Raw genomic sequence first — 20,533 nt, 5'->3', positions numbered from 1 at the left:
ACACCCCTGCTTCCGGAGGCACCCCATGAGTTCCCTGCTCGCGCGCCTCGGCGCGGCCGCCGCGACCCGTCCCTGGCGGGTGATCGCCACGTGGCTGACGCTGCTCGTCCTGGTGTTCGCCACCGCATCCGCGTTCGGCGGCACCAACCACGACGACTACAACGTGCCCGGTCTGCCCTCGCAGGAGGGGACGAATCTGCTGAGCGAACGGTTCCCGGAGATGTCGGGGGCGGACGCCCGGGTAGTCGTGCACTCCGACTCCGGCCCGCTCGCCCCCGCGGTGCTCACCGACCTCGGCAGCAGGCTGGCGGAGGTGAACGGGGTGAGTGCCGTGTCGCCGCCCCGCCTGTCCCAGGATTCCGACACGGCCGTGATCAGCCTCAACTACCGCATCCCGGTCACGGACTTCCACGGCAGCGAGGGCGTCGACGCCCTCGACGCCGCGGTCGCCGACACCCGCGCGCAGGGGATGCAGGTGGAACTGGGCGGGCAGGTGCCCGAGAACATCTCCAAGCCGTCGGGGACCGCCGAGGCGGTGGGAATGATCCTGGCGCTGATCATCCTGGTGTTCGCGTTCGGTTCCGTGGTGGCCGCCGGACTGCCCCTGGCCGTGGCGCTCGTCGGCGTCGGGATCGGGTCGGGCCTCATCACGATCATGGCCGGGTTCACCAGCATCAGCACCATCGCCCCGACCATCGCGACGATGGTCGGCATCGGCGTCGGAATCGACTACGCGCTGCTGCTCGTCACCCGCTACACCGAGGGCCTACGGTCCGGGACGCCGGTCCGGGACGCCGTCGCGGCTGCCAACTCCACCGCCGGCGCGTCCGTCGTCTTCGCCGGCACCACCGTCCTCGTCTCCCTGTTCGGACTGCGACTGTCCGGGCTGCCGATGTACGCGTCGTTCGGCTACGCCACGTTCGCGATGGTCGGCATCGTCATGCTCACCTCCGTCACCCTGGTGCCCGCTCTGTGCGGGCTGGCGGGCACGCGGCTGCTCGGCAAGCGGTCCCGCGCCCGGGCCGAACGTCGCACCACGTCGCCGCTGACCGAGCGGTGGGCGATCCGGGTGAGCCGCCGCCCGTGGCTGTGGGCTCTGACGGCGCTCGGGGTTCTGCTGCTGCTGGCCGCGCCGGTTCTGGGCATGCGGACGTGGCCGCAGGACGCGGGCAGCGCACCGGCCGCCAACACGATCCGTCAGGCCTACGACCTGATCGACTCCGAGTTCGGGCCCGGCGCCAACGGACCGCTGATGGTGGCGGTCGACCTGAACAGGGTTCCGGCAGCCGAGCTTCCGTCGATCGCGCAGAACCTCGCGGCCGAACCCGGGGTGGCGTCCGTGACGCCCGTCCTGACGAACGCCGATTCGACGGCCGCGCTGATCTCGGTGCAGCCGACCACCGGGCCCAGCGATCCCCGCAGCACCGAACTGCTCGAACGGATCCGGTCCGACGCCGCCGACGGCATCCACGTCACCGGACTCACCGCGACGTTCGCCGACATCTCGGCCCGTCTCGCCGAACGGCTGTGGCTGGTGATCGCGTTCGTCGTCGCGCTGTCGGTCGTGCTGCTCACGTTCGTGTTCCGCGCGCCGGTGGTCGCGGTGAAGGCGGCCGTCATGAACCTGCTGTCGGTGGCCGCGGCCTACGGCGTCATGGTGATGGTGTTCCAATGGGGCTGGGGCGCACAGCTGCTCGGCCTCCCCCATGCGCTCCCGGTGTCGAGTTGGGTGCCGATCCTGATGTTCACCATCCTGTTCGGACTGTCGATGGACTACGAGGTGTTCCTGCTCTCGCGGGTCCGGGAACGCTGGCTCGACACGGGCGACTCGCACCGGAGCGTCGTCGAGGGACTGGCGTCGACCGGACGGGTGATCACCAGCGCGGCGGCGATCATGGTCGCGGTGTTCGCCGGGTTCGCGCTCGACGGGGACGTCACGGTGAAAATGATGGGCGTCGGCCTCGCGACCGCGGTCCTCATCGACGCGACGATCGTGCGGATGGTGCTGGTTCCGTCGACGATGTACCTGCTGGGCGACGCCAACTGGTGGCGGCCGGGACGTCGGGGTGCGGCACCGGACACTACGGCCGCAGGCGAGCGACTTCCTCTTCGAGCGCGATGACCCGCCGGTAGAGGGCCTGGATGCTCACCATGCACACCCCGTTCGCATCCACCATCGCGATGCGACGGTCGTTGGAACCGAGACCGAATGCGGTGGCGAAATCCTGCGCCATCGGCCCCAGGTGCCGCACCGACTCGTGATCGAAACCGTAGGTCCAGACGCTGACCGGCATCTCGGCGAGGCGGTCGAGCACCTCGCTCGCACTGGCAGGCGGCGCCTGCACGGCGACCCCGCGTTTGCGAGTCAGAACGGAGTGAAACCACGCCAACGGGTGGCGGGTACGGGCCGCTGTTCGCGCCCGCACCCGCCCCCGAGAGGTGTCGACCCACACGGAGTCAGTCCGGGAGTTCGCCGACATCGTGCTTGATCGTCGCGTCACTGAGGAGAAGGCCGACCCCGAGGGCCATGACGCCGATTCCGAGTCCGATTGCGGCTCCGCCCAATCCGAGCATGATTCCGAGCATGTTGTCTCCTGTCGTCGCTGGTGTGCGGGATGTCGTGCCCCCGCTTTCTGAACACCTACGACTCTCGCTGCTCCGAGCCTCCGAGATAAGACCCCTTAGGGGTGGTGCAACCCCACCCCCGGACGCGGCGCCGGGCGGCAGAATGACGGCCATGACGGAATTACCGGAGTGGGCCCGCACCCTCGACCTCGCGCCGCATCCCGAAGGCGGCTGGTACCGCGAGACGTGGCGCAGTGACGTCACCATCCCGGAAGGGAGCCTGCCGGACGACTATCCGGGACCGCGGTCGGCAGGCACCGCGATCCTGTTCCTGCTGATGCCCGGGCAGCAGTCGGCATGGCACAGCGTGCGCGGCGCCGAGATCTGGTTGTACCACCGGGGCAGCCCCCTTCGGCTCGAACTCGGCGGGGACGGAAGCGAACCCGCGGAACCGAAAGCGTCGGTCCTCGGCGCAGACGTCGCGGCGGGCCAGCAACCGCAACTGCTCGTCCCGCCGCGGCACTGGCAGCGCGCGAAACCCGAGGGCGACGAACCGACCCTCGTCAGTTGCGTCGTCACCCCGGGCTTCGATTTCGCGGACTTCCAGCTGTAGGCGCTTCGCGCCCGTGCGCCTTTCCGGTAGCTGCAGCAACCAGAAAGGCGCACGAGCGGCGGAGCCGCCTACGCGCCCAGAGTGTCCGGGTCGGGTCCGATCCGGCCGTCGGCGCGGGTCAGCGAACCGACCGTGTTGATCTCGTCGGGGGTCAGTTCGAAGTCGAAGACGTCGAAGTTGGCGGCGATGCGCTCCGGCGTCACCGACTTGGGGATGACGACGTTGCCGATCTGCAGGTGCCAGCGGATGATCACCTGCGCGGTCGTCTTACCGTGCGCAGCAGCGATCTTCGCGATCGACTCGTCCTCGAGGACGGTGCCCTGCCCCAGCGGGCTCCACGCCTCGGTCGCGATGCCCTTGCCGGTGTGGAAGGCACGCAGGTCGGCCTGGTTGAACCGCGGATGCAGCTCCACCTGGTTGAGCGCGGGCACCTCACCGGTCTCGGCGATCAGACGGTCGAGGGTCTCCGGGGTGAAGTTGGAGACACCGATCGACCGCGCCCGCCCGTCGGCCTTGATCTTCTGGAACGCCTTGAACGTGTCCACGTAACGGTCCGCGGACGGCACCGGCCAGTGGATGAGGTACAGGTCGACGTAGTCGAGGCCGAGCCGGCTCAGGCTGTCGTCGAACGCGCGGAGCGTGGAGTCGTAGCCCTGGTCGTCGTTCCACAGCTTGGTGGTGACGAACAACTCGTCGCGGGCGATGCCGGAGTCCGCGAGCGCGCGGCCCACTCCGGTCTCGTTCTCGTAGACCTTGGCGGTGTCGATGCTGCGGTACCCGGCCTTCAGTGCCTCGGTGACCGCGGCGTGGCTCTCGTCGTCCGGCACCTGCCACACGCCGAAGCCGAGGGCAGGAATGCTGTTCCCGTCGTTGAGCGTGACCGTAGGTACAGGACTCTGTGCATTGTTGAAACCCATGAGACTGTCCAACCGGGCATCCGGACCGGATGTTCCCCACCGTCTCAGAATGTGGACTTTCGCGTGTCGTTTCGGTATCACCGGGTAATCCGACGGCATCGGCGTTCAGGTGGTGACGCGCCCGGTGAAAGGGACGGACATGGGCCTCGGATACACATTGGCCTATCGGTTCAAGATCACGCCCTGGGTGAAGGCGGGCCGGGTCTTCGGGAACCAGATCGAGACGTTGATCGACCCCTTCGACGCACCGCCGGGAGAGGTCCTCGACATCGGATGCGGCACCGGTGACCACGCCATCGAGATGGCGCGGCGGGGGTGGCAGGTGACGGGCATCGACACCGTCCAGCTGGCCCTCGACAAGGCGCGGTCCAAGGCACGGAAGGCGGGTGTCGACGTGCGTTTCATGCACGCGGACGCCACCGACCTCGAGCACGCCGTCGGTCGCGGGTACCACCTGATCCTGGACGTGGGGTGCTACCACGGGCTCAGCGATCACGCGCGGGTCGCGTACGCCGAGAACGTCACGACCGTGACCGAACCGCACGCCACGCTGCTGATGTTCGCGTTCGGGCCGGGACATCGCGGCCCGCTGCCGCGGGGGGTGTCCCGCTCCGACGTGGAGCGGGTGTTCGAGAAGTGGAAGCTCGTGTCGGACGTCGACGCCGACACGACCGGCATGCCGGGACCGCTCAAGAAGGCCGACCCCCGCTGGTTCCGGCTCGTCAAGCGCTGATGCACCCGTGAGTACTTGTCAACCGCCCGCGGTTAACAAGTACTCACGGGTGCTGGGACAATCCTCAGGTGACTGCAACACTGCGCATCAGCGGACTGTCGGCTTCGCGCGGTGAGCGCACCCTGTTCTCCGGCCTCGACCTGACGGTCGCACCGGGCGACGTGACCGGCCTCGTGGGGGCGAACGGCGCCGGTAAGTCGACGCTGCTGACCACGCTCGCGGGGGTCGGGTCGGCGGACGTCGAGGGCAGTGTGGTGCTGAGCCCGCCCGACGCCGCCGTCGGCTACCTCGCCCAGGAACCCGACCGGATCGCCGGCGAGACCGTGCTCGATTTCCTGGGCCGCAGGACCGGCGTCACCGAGGCCGAGCACGCCATGAACGCGGCCGCCGAAACGCTCGGCGAGTCGGACGAGGACCTGTACTCCCCCGCCCTGGAACGCTGGCTGGCGCTGGGCGGCGCCGACCTCGCCGAGCGCGCGGAGAAGGTCGTGAGCGAACTCGGGCTCGGGGTGCCGCTCGACGCGCATATGACGTCGCTGTCCGGTGGGCAGGCGGCGCGCGCCGGACTGGCGTCGCTGCTGCTGTCCCGCTACGACGTGCTGCTGCTCGACGAGCCGACCAACGACCTCGACCTGGTGGGTCTCGAACAGCTCGAGCGCTTCGTCGCCGAGAGCCGGACCGCCATGGTGGTGGTGAGTCACGATCGAGAGTTCCTGGCGCGCACCGTGACCGGCATCGTGGAACTCGACCTCGCGCAACAGCAGATCGCGGTCTACGACGGCAGCTACGACTCGTACCTCGCCGAACGGGAGATCGCGCGCAGGCATGCCCGGGAGGCGTACGAGGAGTACGCCGGAACCCGCTCCGACCTCGAGGACCGTGCGCAGATGCAACGGAACTGGATGGAGCACGGCGTCCGCAACGCCCGCCGCAAGGCGAAGGACAACGACAAGATCGGCAAGGGGCTGCGCACCGAGTCGACGGAGAAGCAGGCCGCGAAGGCCCGGCAGACGCAACGCCGGATCGAACGCCTCGAGGTGGTCGAGGAGCCGCGCAAGGAGTGGGAACTGCGGATGGAGATCGCCGCCGCCCCGCGCAGCGGATCGGTCGTGGCGATTGCGAACGGTGCCACGGTGGCGTGGGGCGGCGACCGCGAATTCACGTTCGGCCCGGTCACCACTCAGGTGGATTGGGGTGACCGGATCATCGTCACCGGCGCCAACGGCTCGGGGAAGACGACCCTGCTGAACGTTCTGCTCGGCAAGATCGCCCTCGACGCGGGCACCGCCTCACTCGGTTCGGGTGTGGCGATCGGCGAGATCGATCAGGCCCGCGGCCTGTTCGAGGGCGCCGAGAAGGTGGCGGACGCGTTCGCGGCGCAGGTCCCGGACTGGCCGGATGCCGACGTGCGGACGCTGCTCGCGAAGTTCGGGCTCAAGGGACACCACGTGCTGCGGCCCGCGGCGTCGCTGTCGCCCGGCGAACGCACCCGCGCCGCCCTGGCCCTGCTCCAGGCGCGGGGCGTGAACCTGCTGGTCCTCGACGAGCCGACCAACCACCTGGACCTTCCCGCGATCGAACAGCTCGAGCAGGCGATGGAGAACTTCGACGGCACGCTGCTCCTCGTCACCCACGACCGGCGGATGCTGGACTCGACGCGCAGCACACGCCGCTGGCGGATGGACGGCGGCCGGCTGTCCGAGGAGTAGCCGGTTCCGGAAGTGGGTCAGTCGCCCTCGGCCATGGGCGGCAGCGCCTTGACGAACGGCGGGTCGTAGTCGACCTTCCCGAGCTTCGCGGCGCCACCGGGCGACCCCAGGTCGTCGAAGAAGTCGGCGTTCGCCTTGGTGTACTCGACCCACTGGTCCGGGACGTCGTCCTCGTAGAAGATGGCCTCGACGGGGCAGACGGGCTCACAGGCACCGCAGTCGACGCATTCGTCGGGGTGGATGTAGAGCATCCGACCGCCTTCGTAGATGCAGTCGACAGGACATTCTTCGATGCAAGCCTTGTCCAGAACGTCGACACAGGGCTCCGCGATGGTGTACGTCACGTCAGTAATCCTGTCCTTTCCTGCCGTCCTGCGCGAATCGCCTCCACTCTGCCACTCTATTTCCCGAGGTCAACCTGTCTGCGGTCAATCGGCTCAGGGTGCGGCGTCGACGGCGAGGAGATGGAAGGTGGTCTTCCCGGCGCGGCCGAAGTTGTTGTCCGTCGCCACCACGAGGGATCGCGATCCGTCCGGCAGTGCCGGACCCCAGGTGATCCCTTCGACACAGTCCGAGTCCTGCATCACGTCGGCGAAGTCGAACACGAGTTGTTTGCTCATCCGGCCGTCGCCGCCGCCGTCGATGCCCGCCAGGTAGAGCTTTCCGGTGAAGCCGCTGCCGGGGATCATCGTCCGTTCCAGCACGAGGTAGGAACGGTCGTCGACCGCGAGGATCTCGGAGACGCCCGTCGCCTCCGGAATCGCTCCCGTCGGCACCGCGTCGGCCGGATACTGCCATTCGCCGACTGCGGCGCCGCCGGCCCGATCGAGTCTCAGCAGCCTGGCGGGTGTGGGCCCCTGCGAATTCGCCGCCGGGCCGTCCTGGGCCAGCGCGTTCTCGGTCATCGCGGACACGACCGCGCCGTTCGGCGACACCGTCATCGATTCGAACCCGAGGTTGTCGCGGATTCCGGAGACGATCACGCCGTCCGCGCCGAGCACGGGACGGTACGCCTCGGGAAGGGGCAGGTCCCGCAGGAAGGCGCCATCCGCGCTCGCCTCCCGGATGAAGCCGCCGACGCCGGCCCTGGCCGCGCCCTCGCTGGCGTAGAGGTAGCCGCCCGTTCCGGGATTCCACCGCACCGATTCGGTGTCCGACGCCCCGGGCGCGTACGGGTTTCCGTCGGCGTCGCGGAGCACCGTCATGCCGTCGAACACCGGCCCGGACGCGGCGCCGCCCTCGATCGGCAGGGCGAGGGTGTACAGCCGCACCGGCCCCTGCTCACCACGGTTGTCGCTGATCACCACGTACCGATCCCGGGCCGGGTCGTAGTCGATCCCGGACAGGCCGCCGATCACCTCGCCGGCGTATCGCTCGGTGTCGGGCATCCCCACCGAATTGACGTAGGTGATGTGCGGGACCGGTGACGGCGGTGCGGTGGAACCGAAATCGACCGAACCGAAACCGGGACCGACGAACGCCAGCGGAAGTGCCGCGCCGACGAGAACCCTTGCGATGACCATGACTGCCGAACGTAGGGCCGCGATGCCGGGGACGACAGGCGCATCTCCCGCCCTCCGGGAGACGACACCCCCGTTGCACACGGTTGACAAACTGTTGGGTTTTCACAACACTTTGTTGCATGAGCCCAGTACGGCGCGGGGACTCCCTCCCCATCTACAACCGCATCGGCGTCCTGCGCGCCGAGCGCGGGATGAGCCGGGCTCAGCTGGCGGGACTCATCGACGTCAATCCCCAGACCGTCGGCGCACTCGAACGGGGCGACCACTACCCCAGCCTCGACCTGGCGTTCCGCATCTCCTGGGTGTTCGAACTTCCGGTGGAAGCCATATTCTCGCGCACCGAGTTCGGCCCGTTGTCGACCGAGCTGTACCGCACCCACCGACCGCCGTCCACGGCAGGAAGCGGGGAGAGTTCCCATGACTGAACCCACTCTGATCGAGCGGTATCAGGGGTTCCGAACACGCAGATTCCTCCAGAACGAAAGCCGTTACCGCACCTGGCTACCGGGCTGGCGGACACGCAGCCGCCGGCGAATCCTGGTGGTCGCCCTCGCGATCACGTTCGTGTTCATGACCGCCGTCGGCGTCGTGTGCCACTTCGACATGGTCGTCGGGCCGCTGCTGTGGCTGCCCGCCTGCCTGTTGTTCTTCCCGCTGTGGACGATGCTCCAGATCGTGTCCGGACGGCAGGGGGACGCACCGCGCGACGCTCTCGACGAGTGGGAGATCCAGCAGCGCAACAGTGCCCGCTCGATCGGACTCACCGTCACCCAGCTGCTGACGCTCCTTCCGGCGCTGTACCTGATCTTCGTCGGCGCACTGGACGTCGATCACGGCAACGTGCCGTACGCCGCCGGTCTGCTCGTCGTCACCGCGCTGATGGTCGGGGGTTGCACGCCCGCCATGATCCTCGGCTGGACCCAACCCGACCCCGATCCCGACGACCTGACCCCGTAGGAACATCCGCCTCCAGATGGGAAGGACCCATGTCTCACACCCTCACGATCGACGGCATCTCCAAACGGTACGGCGACGTCGTCGCACTCGACGACCTGTCCTTCGAGGTCCGCCCCGGCGAGATCTTCGGTTTCGTCGGCAGCAACGGCGCAGGCAAGACCACCACCATGCGCATCGCGCTGGGCGTCCTGTCCGCCGATTCCGGTGAGGTCCGGCTCGGCGGCAAACCGGTCGACCTGGACGTGCGCCGCACCATCGGGTACATGCCGGAGGAACGCGGGCTGTACCCGAAGATGAAGGTGGGCAAGCAACTCGCCTACCTCGCCGAGCTGCACGGCATCTCCCGCACCGCGGCGCGGGACGCCGTCGAACGCTGGACCGAACGTCTCGGCATCGCGGAGCGTGTCGGCGACACCGTCGACGCGCTGTCCCTCGGCAACCAGCAGCGGGTCCAGTTGGCCGCCGCGCTCGTCCACGATCCCGCGGTGCTCGTTCTCGACGAACCCTTCTCCGGGCTCGATCCCGTCGCCGTCGACGTCATGAGCGACGTACTGGTCGAGAAGGCGAACACCGGAGTGCCGGTCATCTTCTCGAGCCATCAACTCGAACTCGTGCAGCGCCTGTGCCACCGCGTCGGGATCATCAGCCACGGCCGGATGCGTGCGATCGGCACCGTCGACGAACTGCGCGGCGGCGGCAACGCCCAACTGGAAGTCCACGCACCGGAGGCGCCGGTCGGCTGGGCCCATCACCTCGACGGGGTCACCACGATCAGTCATCTCGACGGCCGCACGCTGCTGTCACTGGACGCCCACGTGGACGACCAGCTGGTCCTGCACACCGCCCTGAAAACCGGTCCGGTGCACGAGTTCTCGCTGCACAGGCCCACCCTGACCGATCTGTTCCGAGAGGTGGTCACGGCATGAGTGCCCCACTGAGCCCCGCCCGCGCGATCGGCCTCGTGGCCCGACGCGAATTCCTGACCCAGGTGGCGAAGAAGAGTTTCGTCATCAGCAACGTGATCATCCTGCTGGCCATCGTGGGTGGCATCGTCGCGTACTCGCTGTTCTCGGGCGGCGACGAAGACCGGGCCACCATCGGACTCGTCGGCGACCAGTCGCTCGCGCCGGTTCTCGTCGCCACCGGCGAACAGACCGGGACACCGGTCGACGTCGTCCCGGCCGCCGGCGAACAGGCCGCTCGGGACGAGGTGAGCAGCGGCGACCTCGACGTCGCGCTGATTCCCGGCACCGACGGATCGGTCACGGCCGTCACCGAATCCGAGTTGAGCTCCGGGCTTCGCACCGTGATCGACGCGGCCGTCATCCAGCAGGCCCAGGCCGGCGCCCTCGCCGCGCAGGGTGTCGATCCCGCGGAACTCGCCGCAGCGACCGGCCGGGCCGTCGTCACCGTCGACGCACTCGACCCGCCCGACCCCGAAAAGGGCCAGCGCGTTGCCCTTTCCGTCGCCGTCGTCGTGCTGCTGTACATGCAGATCATGATGTTCGGCATGTACGTGGCGATGGGTGTGGTCGAGGAGAAGTCGAGCCGCGTCGTCGAACTGCTCCTGTCGACGCTGCGACCGCTGCAACTGCTCTGGGGCAAGGTGATCGGCATCGGTGCGGTCGGCCTCGTCCAGCTGACCGCCTACGGGGTCGCCGGTGTCGCCGCCGGACTCGCGACGGGCGTGCTCACCGTGACCGGCACGGCGCTCGGTGTGCTGGCCGGAACGCTCGGCTGGTTCGTGCTCGGATTCGCGTTCTTCGCCGTCCTCTACGCCGCGGCCGGATCGATGGTGTCGCGGCAGGAGGATGTCAACGCCACCGCGTCGCCGCTGATGGTCCTGATCGTCATCATGTTCTTCAGCGCCTTCTCCTCGGTGAGCAACCCGGACGGCACCCTGAGCAACGTCCTCAGCTGGATTCCGCCGTTCTCGGCGATCCTGATGCCGCTACGCATCGCCGCCGGCGTGGCGTCCCCGGTGCAGGTCGTCGTCACCATCGCGCTGATGCTCGCGGTGACCGCCGCACTCAGTGTGCTGGCCGCGAAGATCTACCAGCGCTCGATCCTGCGGATCGGCAAGGTCGTGTCCTGGAAGGAGGCGCTCGGAAGTTGACGTCCTCCTCGGCTTAAAGGCCAGGGATTCCTACCAGCGCCGATTGGCGCTCTCGGTGGGTTCCTGCTTCGCCGCGCTGCGCCGGAACACGTTCCGGTCTTACCTGCGCTCCACAGGCGTTTAGCCTCTCCGCCCGTCCGGCGGCGAGAATGTTTCGTGCTGCATTGAGATCCCGATCGTGCTCGGCTCCGCACGGGCAAGTCCACCAACGCACCGACAGCGGCTTGAGGCCGTCGATCCGCCCGCACACCGAGCACAGTTGCGACGACGGGAACCACCGATCGACCCTCGAGAAGTGCCGCCCGTACCGGGTAGCCTTCTCCTCGAGCAATCGGGTGAACATGGACCATCCGGCATCGTGCACCGACTTCGCCAACCTGGTCCGTGCCAGCCCTTTCACGCACAGGTCCTCGACGTACACCGCTTGGTTCTCGCGGATGATCGCCATGGAACGCTTGTGCGCAAAGTCGAGTCTGGCATCGCGGATCTTGGCGTGTGCCCGGGCCACCGTGATTCGGGCCTTGGCCCTGTTCTTCGACCCTTTCTGCTTGCGGGACAGATTCTGTTGCGCCTTACGGAGCCGACGTTCGGCGCGGCGGAAGAACTTCGGCGAGTCGACAACCTTCCCGTTCGAGAGAACCACGAACGTCGCCAATCCGAGATCGAGACCGACGTCGGTGTCCAGCTCCGGCATCGGTTCGTCGTCGAGCACCACCACGAACGACGCGAAGTACCGACCCGACGCATCCTTGATCACGGTCACACTCGACGGCTCGGACGGCAACTCCCGAGACCAGCGCACGTCCACGTCCCCGATCTTCGGCAACCGCAGCTTGCGGCCGTCCGTGATCTGAAATCGCGCACATCAAGCAGCAGAACCGGCCCGTCCAGCCAGGACACGCTCGGACCTGAAGGGGTCCTCCCGCGTACGCCTTCACCCCCACCGTGACCGGCGCACAATCTGGTAGCGAATCCCGGTGGCCGCCCAAGTTCCCCGGGTAGTCTTCGAATCGTCGATCGATGCTGCTCAGCTGCCGTTTCGGAACGGGGAACACCATGGTCGTCCGTCGCAGGAAGCCGATCGTCGCCATCGCCGTCGCCGTGGTCGTGTCCATGACGTCGGCGCTGACGGCGTGCACGTCCGACGAGCCGAGCAGCGCGGGCGGTGGCAACGCCGGCCCCGGCGGCTCCCCGGTCGCCTACGAGGAGCCGGTCAAGCTGTCGAGCGAGAACGGGGTGCTCGAGGTCCGGCTGTCCGCCCATCAGGGCACCGTCCACCTCGACACCGTCTCGGAACCGGTCTCCAATTTCCTGGTCTTCGGATACGAGGTTCTGCAGGGCAGGAGTTCGAACGGCTCGACCACGGGTGACGACCTCTATCCGGCGCCGACGTTGCGCGTCGATCCGGGCGAGCGCCTGATCATCCACTACGACAACGATCTGCGGGGCCTGACGATCGAGGACTTCTACGACCCCGCGTTCACGCCGGCGGGTGGTGACGTCCCGGTCTATCCGCCTGCCCTCGAGTCCGCGCCGCTGAACCTGCACACCCACGGTCTGCACGTGAGTCCGGACGGCAACGCCGACAACGTGCTGCTCGACATCCCCGCCGGGATGGGCAACGTGTACGACTACGCGGTGCCGAAGGACATGCCGAACGGCATGTACTGGTACCACAGTCACCGTCACACGCTGACCGCGCAGCAGACGTACGCGGGGCTCGCGGGACTGCTGGAGATCGGGCGTCCCGACGGCAACCTTCCCCTGGTGACACAGAACGACGTTCCCATCCGCGACATGGCGCTGCAGTACAACTTCGTCTTCGACCGCAAAGGCAAGGGACACCAGCTGAACGACCCGAACTGGCCGCAGTTCGTGAGCACGCTGACACCCCCGCAGGGATCACAGCTGGCCGACGGCACGTACTCGCCGAGCCTCGCCCCGGTGAACTTCGCCGAGACGACGGACGGCGCCCAGTACGTCACCAACTGGTATGCCGGTCCGCTGTCCCCGGCCAATCATCGCGGGCAGAACCAGTTCGTGCCGGGCAATCTGCAGAGTTTCCGCGGTGATTCGACCACCGTCCCCGCTGATCCGTCGCTGCCGGACAACGAACGCGACGTGCAGTACACGATCAACGGGCAGTTCCAGCCGGAGCTGAAACTGAAGCCGGGCCAGACGGAGATCTGGGTGCTGGCGAACATCAGCGACTTCGCGTACATGCCGCTGCGGCTCACCGAGACCGCGACGGGCAAGCATCCCCAGTTCTCGATCGTCGGCCAGGACGGCAACCCGTTCACCCAGGTGCAGCGGCCGGTCGGCGGTGACGGCACCCGGCTGGTCATTCCGCCGGGGTCGCGGTACGCGATCGCCGTGACGATGCCGGACACCGGCGATCTGGTGCTCGACATGCCGCCGCTGGAGGGGGCGAAGCCCGTCACCAATCCCGGCGTGCTCTACACGAACAACGGCACCGGCAATCCGCCGGCCGAACTGGGCACGGTGACCGTCGACCCGTCGGTCATCAGCTACGCCGACGGCTTCTTCACCTTCCCCACCCAAACTCTCGTCCGCGTCACACCCGACAGCGGCGAAGGCCGGACCACGCCGTTCGAGCCCGGCCAGAATCTGGACGCCTACACGTCCTTCGTGGACACGTCGGTGATGACGCCCGACGTCATGCGCACCCTCACGGTGTCGGGCGGGTTCGGCAACGAGAAGGCCAGCAACAGCGACCCGAAGGCGTTCACGTACGAGTTCGACGACAACACGTTCCCGAACATCCCGCTGATCCAGCCGCGCCTCAATTCGGTCGAGGAATGGACGATCACGAACCTCAACAACGACGAGCACCCGATGCACATCCACGTCAACGACTTCCAAGTGATGGAGATCGTCGATCCGATCGCGGGCACCAGGACCGGGGTGCAGCCGTGGGGCGAGGACAACGTCAACGTGCCCGCACCCGTCACCGACGCGAACGAGAACGCGCTGGAGCCCGCATCGGTGACGCTGCGCACCAAATTCACCGAGTACACCGGCACTTTCGTGATCCACTGCCACCGCCTCAACCACGAGGACAACGGACTGATGGCCACCGTCAACGTGATTCCGGAGGTGTCGACGTATGCCGTGGCGGTGCCGGGAACCCCGGGCACGCCCGCCACCGTGCAGGTCCACGACGGCAACGGCGACAAGGTGATCGCCGCCGTCACCCCGTTCCCCTCCTTCGAGGGCGCCCCGACGGTGGCGACGGCCGACGTCAACGGCGACATGATTCTCGATCTCGTCGCCGGTACGGGTGCCGGCGCGGCGCCGGAAGTCGTCGCGTACGACGGCAACGACGTCGGCTCGGGCCCGTTCACCGCCGAGTTGGCCCGGTTCGCCCCGTTCGACGCCGGCTTCCGCGGGGGCGTGACCGTCGCGGGCGCGGACATCGACGGAAACGCGCTGGCCGACAACATCATCGTCGGCACCGGACCGGGCACCGAAACTCAGGTGAAGGTGTTCTCGTCCACCCTGCCCGCGGACCGGGGCGAGGCACCCGAGACCTTCTCGACGTTCACCCCCTACCCCGGTTCGGAGTCCGGGGTCACCGTCGCCACCGGCCTGGTCGACACCGCGTCGGGCCGGGCGAGCATCGTCACCGCCCCGGGACCGGGAGAAGCACCTCGGGTGAAGACGTTCCGGTACGACCTGTTCGAGCCGACCGCCGCGGCGGAGGCCGACGGGACCGCGGACGAGCACGCCGGCCACACCGGTGGCCCGAGGACGACGTCGGAGTTCCTGGCGTTCGACGAGAACTACGTCGGCGGTGTCTCCCTCGCGACGGGCTGGGTGGCCGGCGCCGAGGGCGGCGCGAAGAGCATCGTCACCGGCATGCTCGGAGGCGACGGCACGGTCCGCGTGTGGTCGAGCGGGTCACGCCTCGACGGCGAACCGCGCATGTACTTGGAGAGCCCGAACCATCACTCCGACGGCGCCGTCGCCTTCACCCAGATCGCGTCGTTCGCGCCGTTCGCCGGCGGCCCACCCGGCACCGGTGTGCAGGTGGCCACGACCAGCACCACCACGGGCGCAGACCTGCTCGTCAGCGGCGGCGGGCCGGGCGGCACCGAGGTCCGCAAGTTCGGGCTGGGCCGCCCGGACCCGCAGTCCACGACGGTGGTGCCGTTGCCGCTGGGCACACTTCCCACGCTTCCCGCGTCGATGGGTCCCGTGCCGCTCGGCGGCCGGTAAGCGCGGTCAGCCGGTCCGCTTCTCGGCGGCGGCCGCGATGTCGTCGAGATCCTGCCGGATCATCTTGGTGGTGGCCTTCAGCGCGAACGAGCCGAACACCTTCATCAGGACCCGCGAAATCGCACCCATGCCGGATGCTTCCGCCGAGAAGTGAAACGTCAGGGTGGTGCCGTCGCCGGCGGGCGTCAGGGTGAACACCGTCGTGTAGTCGGCGCCGCGGGACGAGGCCTTCACCACCGTGCGCTTCTCCGGATCGATCTCCGCGACCCACATCTCCTCGGACGACGACTTGCCGAACAGCACCCGGGTCTCACGCCACCGCGTGCCGACCTCGTATTTCGTCGAGTCCAGTCGCTCGAGCTTCTCCACGCCGCTCAGAACCGACTCGGCGTTGTCCAGGTCGGTGAGGACATTCCACACCGCGCTCGCGGGCGCGTCGATCTTTCGGCTCACTCGGATTTCCGAGGCTGACATATGGCACCCGTTTCTCTCGGTGTCAGGGCAGGGTCCAGAACTGGGTGGTCACCAAATAGAAGACGACGACCCAGAACACCATAGCCCCGGAGACGACCGCGAGCCCTCGAAGGTTCGTCTTCGATTCGGGAACGCCCGGGGCCGGCCGTAGCCAGTGCCCCAGCAGCCTGTTCACGTAGTAGGGCATCGTCACGAAGCTCATGATGAAGCTGGACAGCAGGTTTCCGACGAGCAGACCGAGCCACAGCGGCATCTTCAGCGGCGACAGCGCGAGGGTGAGGATCACGACCGTCGGATAGAGGCCGACCCACACCGCGATCGACGTCTTGGTCTCGGACGGCGGCGGCGCCTCGCGGCCGTTCTCGTCGAACGCGAACCAGCTGCCGAAGGAGTTGTCGATGGTGCGCAATTCGAAGTCGTGGAACTTCTCCCCCTCCGCGAGCAACTCCTGACGTTTCGCGGAGGTGAGCCACGCGTCGAGGTCGGCGGCGTTGTCGTAGCGGTACAGCGCGGTCCACTCGTCCTGGACACCTTCGACGGGGCGGAACAGTTCGCTCCCGCGGAAGCCGTCGAACCTGCTCTCCTCCAGTCGCAGTCGGTCCTGCCACGCGAGGAAGTCGTCGACGTGTTCCGGGCGGACACGGTGCGTCACGACGACCGTCACGAGCGGATCCGCCTCCCGCACGCCGCCACCGGTGATGACCTGCTGGGTGGCGGGGCCGTCGAAGTACGGCTGTCCGGCGTCGAGGCGGTCCTGCCGGGTGGCGCTGTTGATCCACGCCTGCACGTGGGCGACGGAGTCGAAGCGGTAGACCACCACCCAGTCGGGTTGCACGGCTGTGGGTGCGGAGATCTCGGCGCCCAGAAATCCGGGGTAACGGGACGCGGCCGCGTTCATGTCCCGCTGCCAGGCCTCGAAGGCCTCCTCGGACCCGGCACGCACCTTCTGGCCGATGATGACCGTCGCGGCGTTGCCGGTGAACTTCTCGGTGGGTTTCTCGGTGTCCATCGCCCTCTCCTCCCGGCTCAGGTCGTCGGAACCGATCGGCTCTCGCCGATGCGGCTGTAGATGCGCTCGGGGGTGAGCGGCAACTCGCGGAAACGCACGCCCGTCGCGTCTTCCAGCGCGTTGGCCAGCGCAGGCGCCACCGGGTTGATGCAGCACTCCGCCATACCCTTCGCGCGCATCGGCCCGACGGAGTCGGACGAATCGACCAGCAGCACTTCGGTTCGGGGAATGTCGGCGAAGGTGGGGATGCGGTAGTTGCGCAGGGTGGGGTTGGTCATCACGCCCTTGTCGTCGACGTGGAAGTTCTCGGTCAACACGAATCCGATGCCCTGGGCGACGCCGCCCTCGATCTGGCCGCGCACCTGCACCGGGTTGATGATCACCCCGGCGTCCGTGGCCTGGACGCTGTAGAGGATGCGGATCTCGCCCGTCACCCGGTGGACGGCGATGCGGAAGCCGTGGGCGTTGGAGACGACGCTGCGCGGCGACCCGTACGCCTTGCGCGCCTCGGTGAACCGGATGCCTCGGGGGCGGGCGGCGTCGAGGAGTTCGGTCAACGGCACGCGTGTGCCGTCGCAGAGCACCCCGTCGTCGTCCATCGAGCAGGACGCGACGTCGACCCCGGTGTGCGCGGCGGCGAACGCCAGGATGCGGGTGCGCAGCGCTTCCGACGCCTGCGACACGGCGTTGCCCGCGACGAAGAGGCCCGCACTGGCGAACGCCCCCGTGTCGAAACCCGTGCGGTCGGTGTCGGACTGCACGAGACGCACCCGCGACGGCGTCGTGCCGAGCTGGGTCGCCGCGATCTGCACGTGCGCCGTCGACGTCCCCTCACCGAATTCGACGGTGCCGACGGCGAGTTCGTACACGCCGTCGGCGCCGAGCGTCGCCCACGCCTCCGAGATGTGTTCGGTCGGCGGCGCCGTCTCGTGCAGCCCGCACGCGGTGCCCACGCCGACGAGCCAATCCTCGCCCAGCACCTGCCCGTTCGCAGTTCGTGCCAAGGCGGCGTCCACGAGGTCGAGGCACTGCCCGAGCCCGTCCTCCCCGAACACGACGTCGTCGGGCCCGTCCTCGATCGCCACCAGTGAGTCGCCGGGGCGGACGATGTTGCGGCGCCGCAACTCGACGGGGTCGATGCCGAGCGCGACCGCCAGTTCGTGGATGGCGGACTCCACCGCGAACGCGGGCTGCGTCATGCCGTACCCGCGCAGCGCCCCGCTGGGCACGGTGTTCGTGTAGACGGAGTACGCGTCGAACTTCTTGTTGAGGCACCGGTACGTCGAAATCGCGGCCCCCGCGGCGAACAACGTCTCGCCCCCGTGGTTGCCGTACGCGCCCGTGTTCGACACGTTGCGCACCTGGAACGCCGTGAGCGTCCCGTCGGCCCGGGCACCGAGCTTGACCGTCAGCTTCATCGGGTGCCGCGGCGACGCCGTCGTGAACTCTTCTTCCCGGGTGAACTCGAGGCAGACCGGCCTGCCCGTGTCGAGGGTGGCCAGCGCGACCAGATCTTCCGAGATCACCTCCTGCTTGCCGCCGAACGCGCCCCCGACCCGCTCGCAGAACACCCGCAGCTGGTCGGGACGCAGATCGAACAGGTGCGCCAGCTTGACCTTCGCGATCGACGGCGACTGCGAACTGGTGCGCACGTGCAGGCGGCCGTCCTCCATCCAGGCGATCGACCCGTGCGTCTCGAGATGCGCATGCTGCACGCGCGGCGTGAAGTACGTGCCCTCGTGGATCACGTCCGCCTCGGCGAACCCGGCCTCGACGTCCCCGACCTCACCGTGCAGTTCGAGCAGGATGTTGCGCACGGGATCCTGGACGAACGGGTCGTCCGAACCGTGCAGTTGCGGTGCGCCGTCGGCCATCGCCTCTTCCGGGTCGAACACCGCGGGCAGCACGTCGTACTCGACGACCACCCTGCGGCAGCCCTCCTCCGCGGCACCGATCGTGTCCGCCACCACTGCGACCACCCGCTGTCCGGCGAAGCGCACCGTGTCGTCGAGGATGTACGTGTCGTCGGGGTCGACCAGGTGATCGGTGTGGATCGCGGTCGTGTACAGCTTCCGGGGCACGTCCTCCCACGTGTACACGCGGTGCACTCCGGGGACGGCGAGCGCCGCCGACTTGTCGATCGAGACGATGCGGGCATGGGCGTGCGGCGAATGCAGCACCTTCATGTGCAGCAGGCCGTCGATCTCCGTGTCCATCGTGAATCGGGCGCGGCCCGTGACGACGTCGGTGGCCGCGGGCGCCCCGACGCTGGTGCCGACGGCCCGGCCCGGCTCGGCGACCTCGATCGCGGCGACTCCGTTCACCGCGTCCTCGATCGCCCGGTACCCGGTGCAGCGGCACAGATTGCCCTTCAACGCACGGGGCAGGTCCTGCTTCTGGGCGTCGGTGAACGTCGCCGAGGTCATGATCATCCCCGCGGTGCAGAAGCCGCACTGGAACCCGGGGGCATCCCGGAACTGCCGCTGCACCGGGTGCAGATCGTCCGGCGAACCGAGGCCCTCGATGGTGGTCACCTCACGTCCCTCGGCCCGGAACGCGGGCGTGATGCAACTGTGCACCGGATCGCCGTCGAGCCACACCGTACAGGCACCGCAATCACCTGCGTCGCAACCCTTCTTGACGCCGTGATGACCGAGCGAACGCACGAACGTGCGCAGGCACTGACCCGGATTCGGCTCCTCGTCGAACGTCCTGCCGTTGACGGTGTACGTCATCGCCGCCCTCCTGCCGCGAGTTCGGTCCGGATCTCCTCGGCGAAATGCTTCGCGAGGTGACGACGGTGGCCGGGGGTGCCGTTGGGGTCGTCGAACCACATGTCCTCGGGTAACGCGTCGATGCGCTCCTGCAGCGTCCCGGCGTCGGGCGCGGCATCGAACGCGAATCGGATCGGACGCGTGGTGCCCGCCGTGATCGTGAGCAGCAGGTCGCCGGTGCCGGGAGTCTGGGTGCCGATCATGAACAGCGTGGACCGGCCCAGGTGTGTCAGCGTGAATCGGCGGTGCGCGTGCCGCTTGCGTAGGGCGCCGACCGGGATGTCGATGCGCCGCAGGATCTCACCCGGCGCGAGGATGTTCTCGTGGTTGCCCGTGACGAACTCGGCGGCGTCCACGGTGCGCTCGGAACCGTCGGCCGCCCACAGTGTGTACGTCGCCTCGAGTGCGACGGCCAACGTGATCATCGGGCCCGCGGGCAGCGCCATGCAGATGTTGCCGCCCACCGTCGCCGAATTCCAGACCTTGAACGACGCCAGAAACGCCTCACAACTCGTGGCGAACAGCCGTCCCGCGAGCCAGTCGGCAGGCGGCGCAAAGGCATACAGGTCACGGACCGTGCACGTAGCGCCGATCTCGAGACCCGCATCGCTCGGCACCAGGGAATCCCAGCCGAGCGTCGTCAGATCGACGAGCCGGCGCAGGTGCGGTTGCTGCTCGGAGAACAACCACGTGCCGCCGGCAAGCCAGGCGTCGCCGTCGCGCCACTCCGAACCCGGCCGGTCGGGAGGTCGCCGAACGACGTCGGTGATGGTGTTGAGGTCCATAGAACTGCTCCACTCGGGAATCTGTCGTCGTTCTCGTACCCGGCCTGCGTCAACCGCATCTGACTCTAGACACCACGGCACGGGTCTCGGCGCTGTTTGCCGGGTTCCGAACGTCACCC

19 protein-coding genes are annotated in these 20,533 nt (G+C 68.2%); 9 read left to right on the top strand and 10 right to left on the bottom strand.

Annotated elements, in window-relative coordinates:
• The first annotated feature begins 25 nt into the window (after positions 1-25).
• Entirely contained in the window at positions 26-2,122 is a 2,097-nt protein-coding gene (locus ROP_RS25285) for an MMPL family transporter (RefSeq protein ID WP_015888844.1), read from the top strand.
• Here ROP_RS25285 and ROP_RS25280 read toward each other — a convergent pair.
• On the bottom strand, positions 2,082-2,453 hold the full coding sequence (locus tag ROP_RS25280) for a hypothetical protein (protein ID WP_043826793.1): 372 nt from the start codon (positions 2,451-2,453) through the stop codon (positions 2,082-2,084). The two genes, ROP_RS25285 and ROP_RS25280, sit on opposite strands and share 41 nt — an antisense overlap.
• A gap of 4 nt (positions 2,454-2,457) precedes the next feature.
• Positions 2,458-2,586, bottom strand: a complete 129-nt coding sequence (locus tag ROP_RS44880; RefSeq protein WP_009478066.1) for a hypothetical protein — start codon at positions 2,584-2,586, stop codon at positions 2,458-2,460.
• Positions 2,587-2,737: 151 nt separating this feature from the next.
• On the opposite strand from ROP_RS44880, the gene ROP_RS25270 reads away from it, so the two are divergent.
• On the top strand, positions 2,738-3,178 hold the full coding sequence (locus ROP_RS25270; protein WP_043826792.1) for a cupin domain-containing protein: 441 nt from the start codon (positions 2,738-2,740) through the stop codon (positions 3,176-3,178).
• A gap of 68 nt (positions 3,179-3,246) precedes the next feature.
• Here ROP_RS25270 and ROP_RS25265 read toward each other — a convergent pair whose 3' ends face one another.
• Positions 3,247-4,095: an aldo/keto reductase gene (locus tag ROP_RS25265; RefSeq protein ID WP_015888841.1), complete on the bottom strand. Its 849-nt coding sequence runs from the start codon at positions 4,093-4,095 to the stop codon at positions 3,247-3,249.
• 139 nt (positions 4,096-4,234) lie between these two features.
• On the opposite strand from ROP_RS25265, the gene ROP_RS25260 reads away from it, so the two are divergent.
• Together ROP_RS25260 and ROP_RS25255 are read left to right on the top strand one after the other, a co-directional pair.
• Entirely contained in the window at positions 4,235-4,828 is a 594-nt protein-coding gene (locus ROP_RS25260; protein ID WP_043825297.1) for a class I SAM-dependent methyltransferase, read from the top strand.
• Positions 4,829-4,896: 68 nt separating this feature from the next.
• On the top strand, positions 4,897-6,537 hold the full coding sequence (locus ROP_RS25255; RefSeq protein WP_015888839.1) for an ABC-F family ATP-binding cassette domain-containing protein: 1,641 nt from the start codon (positions 4,897-4,899) through the stop codon (positions 6,535-6,537).
• 17 nt (positions 6,538-6,554) lie between these two features.
• On the opposite strand, the gene fdxA is transcribed toward ROP_RS25255, so the two are convergent.
• Together fdxA and ROP_RS25245 are read right to left on the bottom strand one after the other, a co-directional pair.
• A complete protein-coding gene (fdxA, locus tag ROP_RS25250) occupies positions 6,555-6,881 on the bottom strand; it encodes a ferredoxin (RefSeq protein WP_005244047.1) in 327 nt (108 codons plus the stop codon).
• 93 nt (positions 6,882-6,974) lie between these two features.
• Positions 6,975-8,060 carry an esterase-like activity of phytase family protein gene (locus tag ROP_RS25245; protein WP_015888838.1) on the bottom strand — a complete coding sequence of 362 codons (1,086 nt, stop codon included), beginning with the start codon at positions 8,058-8,060 and terminating at the stop codon, positions 6,975-6,977.
• Positions 8,061-8,179: 119 nt separating this feature from the next.
• Here ROP_RS25245 and ROP_RS25240 point away from each other — a divergent pair, with 119 nt between their 5' ends.
• The 4 genes from ROP_RS25240 to ROP_RS25225 are packed head-to-tail and all read left to right on the top strand — an operon-like array spanning position 8,180 to position 11,133.
• Positions 8,180-8,485, top strand: coding sequence for a helix-turn-helix transcriptional regulator (locus ROP_RS25240; protein ID WP_015888837.1), 306 nt, complete (start codon positions 8,180-8,182; stop codon positions 8,483-8,485).
• Positions 8,478-9,017: a hypothetical protein gene (locus ROP_RS25235; protein WP_015888836.1), complete on the top strand. Its 540-nt coding sequence runs from the start codon at positions 8,478-8,480 to the stop codon at positions 9,015-9,017. The genes ROP_RS25240 and ROP_RS25235 overlap by 8 nt, the downstream gene beginning before the upstream one ends.
• A gap of 29 nt (positions 9,018-9,046) precedes the next feature.
• Complete coding sequence (locus ROP_RS25230; RefSeq protein WP_015888835.1) at positions 9,047-9,943, top strand: ABC transporter ATP-binding protein; 897 nt, start codon at positions 9,047-9,049, stop codon at positions 9,941-9,943.
• Positions 9,940-11,133: an ABC transporter permease gene (locus ROP_RS25225; protein WP_015888834.1), complete on the top strand. Its 1,194-nt coding sequence runs from the start codon at positions 9,940-9,942 to the stop codon at positions 11,131-11,133. The genes ROP_RS25230 and ROP_RS25225 overlap by 4 nt, the downstream gene beginning before the upstream one ends.
• Before the next feature lie 13 nt (positions 11,134-11,146).
• Here ROP_RS25225 and ROP_RS25220 read toward each other — a convergent pair whose 3' ends face one another.
• Positions 11,147-11,965 carry an RNA-guided endonuclease InsQ/TnpB family protein gene (locus ROP_RS25220; protein WP_269454479.1) on the bottom strand — a complete coding sequence of 273 codons (819 nt, stop codon included), beginning with the start codon at positions 11,963-11,965 and terminating at the stop codon, positions 11,147-11,149.
• A 224-nt stretch (positions 11,966-12,189) separates the two neighbouring features.
• Here ROP_RS25220 and ROP_RS25215 point away from each other — a divergent pair, with 224 nt between their 5' ends.
• On the top strand, positions 12,190-15,372 hold the full coding sequence (locus ROP_RS25215; RefSeq protein WP_043826789.1) for a multicopper oxidase family protein: 3,183 nt from the start codon (positions 12,190-12,192) through the stop codon (positions 15,370-15,372).
• A 6-nt stretch (positions 15,373-15,378) separates the two neighbouring features.
• Here ROP_RS25215 and ROP_RS25210 read toward each other — a convergent pair whose 3' ends face one another.
• From ROP_RS25210 to ROP_RS25195, 4 genes are read right to left on the bottom strand one after another with little or no spacing between them, the layout of a single operon-like run.
• Positions 15,379-15,846: an SRPBCC family protein gene (locus ROP_RS25210; protein ID WP_015888831.1), complete on the bottom strand. Its 468-nt coding sequence runs from the start codon at positions 15,844-15,846 to the stop codon at positions 15,379-15,381.
• A 22-nt stretch (positions 15,847-15,868) separates the two neighbouring features.
• On the bottom strand, positions 15,869-16,855 hold the full coding sequence (locus tag ROP_RS25205) for an antibiotic biosynthesis monooxygenase (protein ID WP_015888830.1): 987 nt from the start codon (positions 16,853-16,855) through the stop codon (positions 15,869-15,871).
• Between the two features lie 17 nt (positions 16,856-16,872).
• Positions 16,873-19,590, bottom strand: coding sequence for a molybdopterin-dependent oxidoreductase (locus ROP_RS25200; protein WP_015888829.1), 2,718 nt, complete (start codon positions 19,588-19,590; stop codon positions 16,873-16,875).
• Positions 19,587-20,414, bottom strand: a complete 828-nt coding sequence (locus ROP_RS25195) for an FAD binding domain-containing protein (protein ID WP_015888828.1) — start codon at positions 20,412-20,414, stop codon at positions 19,587-19,589. Before ROP_RS25195 ends, ROP_RS25200 begins: the two co-directional genes overlap by 4 nt.
• Positions 20,415-20,533: the final 119 nt, after the last annotated feature.

The sequence above is a fragment of the Rhodococcus opacus B4 genome, from assembly GCF_000010805.1.
Classification (GTDB): Bacteria; Actinomycetota; Actinomycetes; order Mycobacteriales; family Mycobacteriaceae; genus Rhodococcus_F; species Rhodococcus_F opacus_C.
Note: the sequence above shows the minus strand (reverse complement) of the source record. Positions and strands in the feature narration are given on the sequence as shown.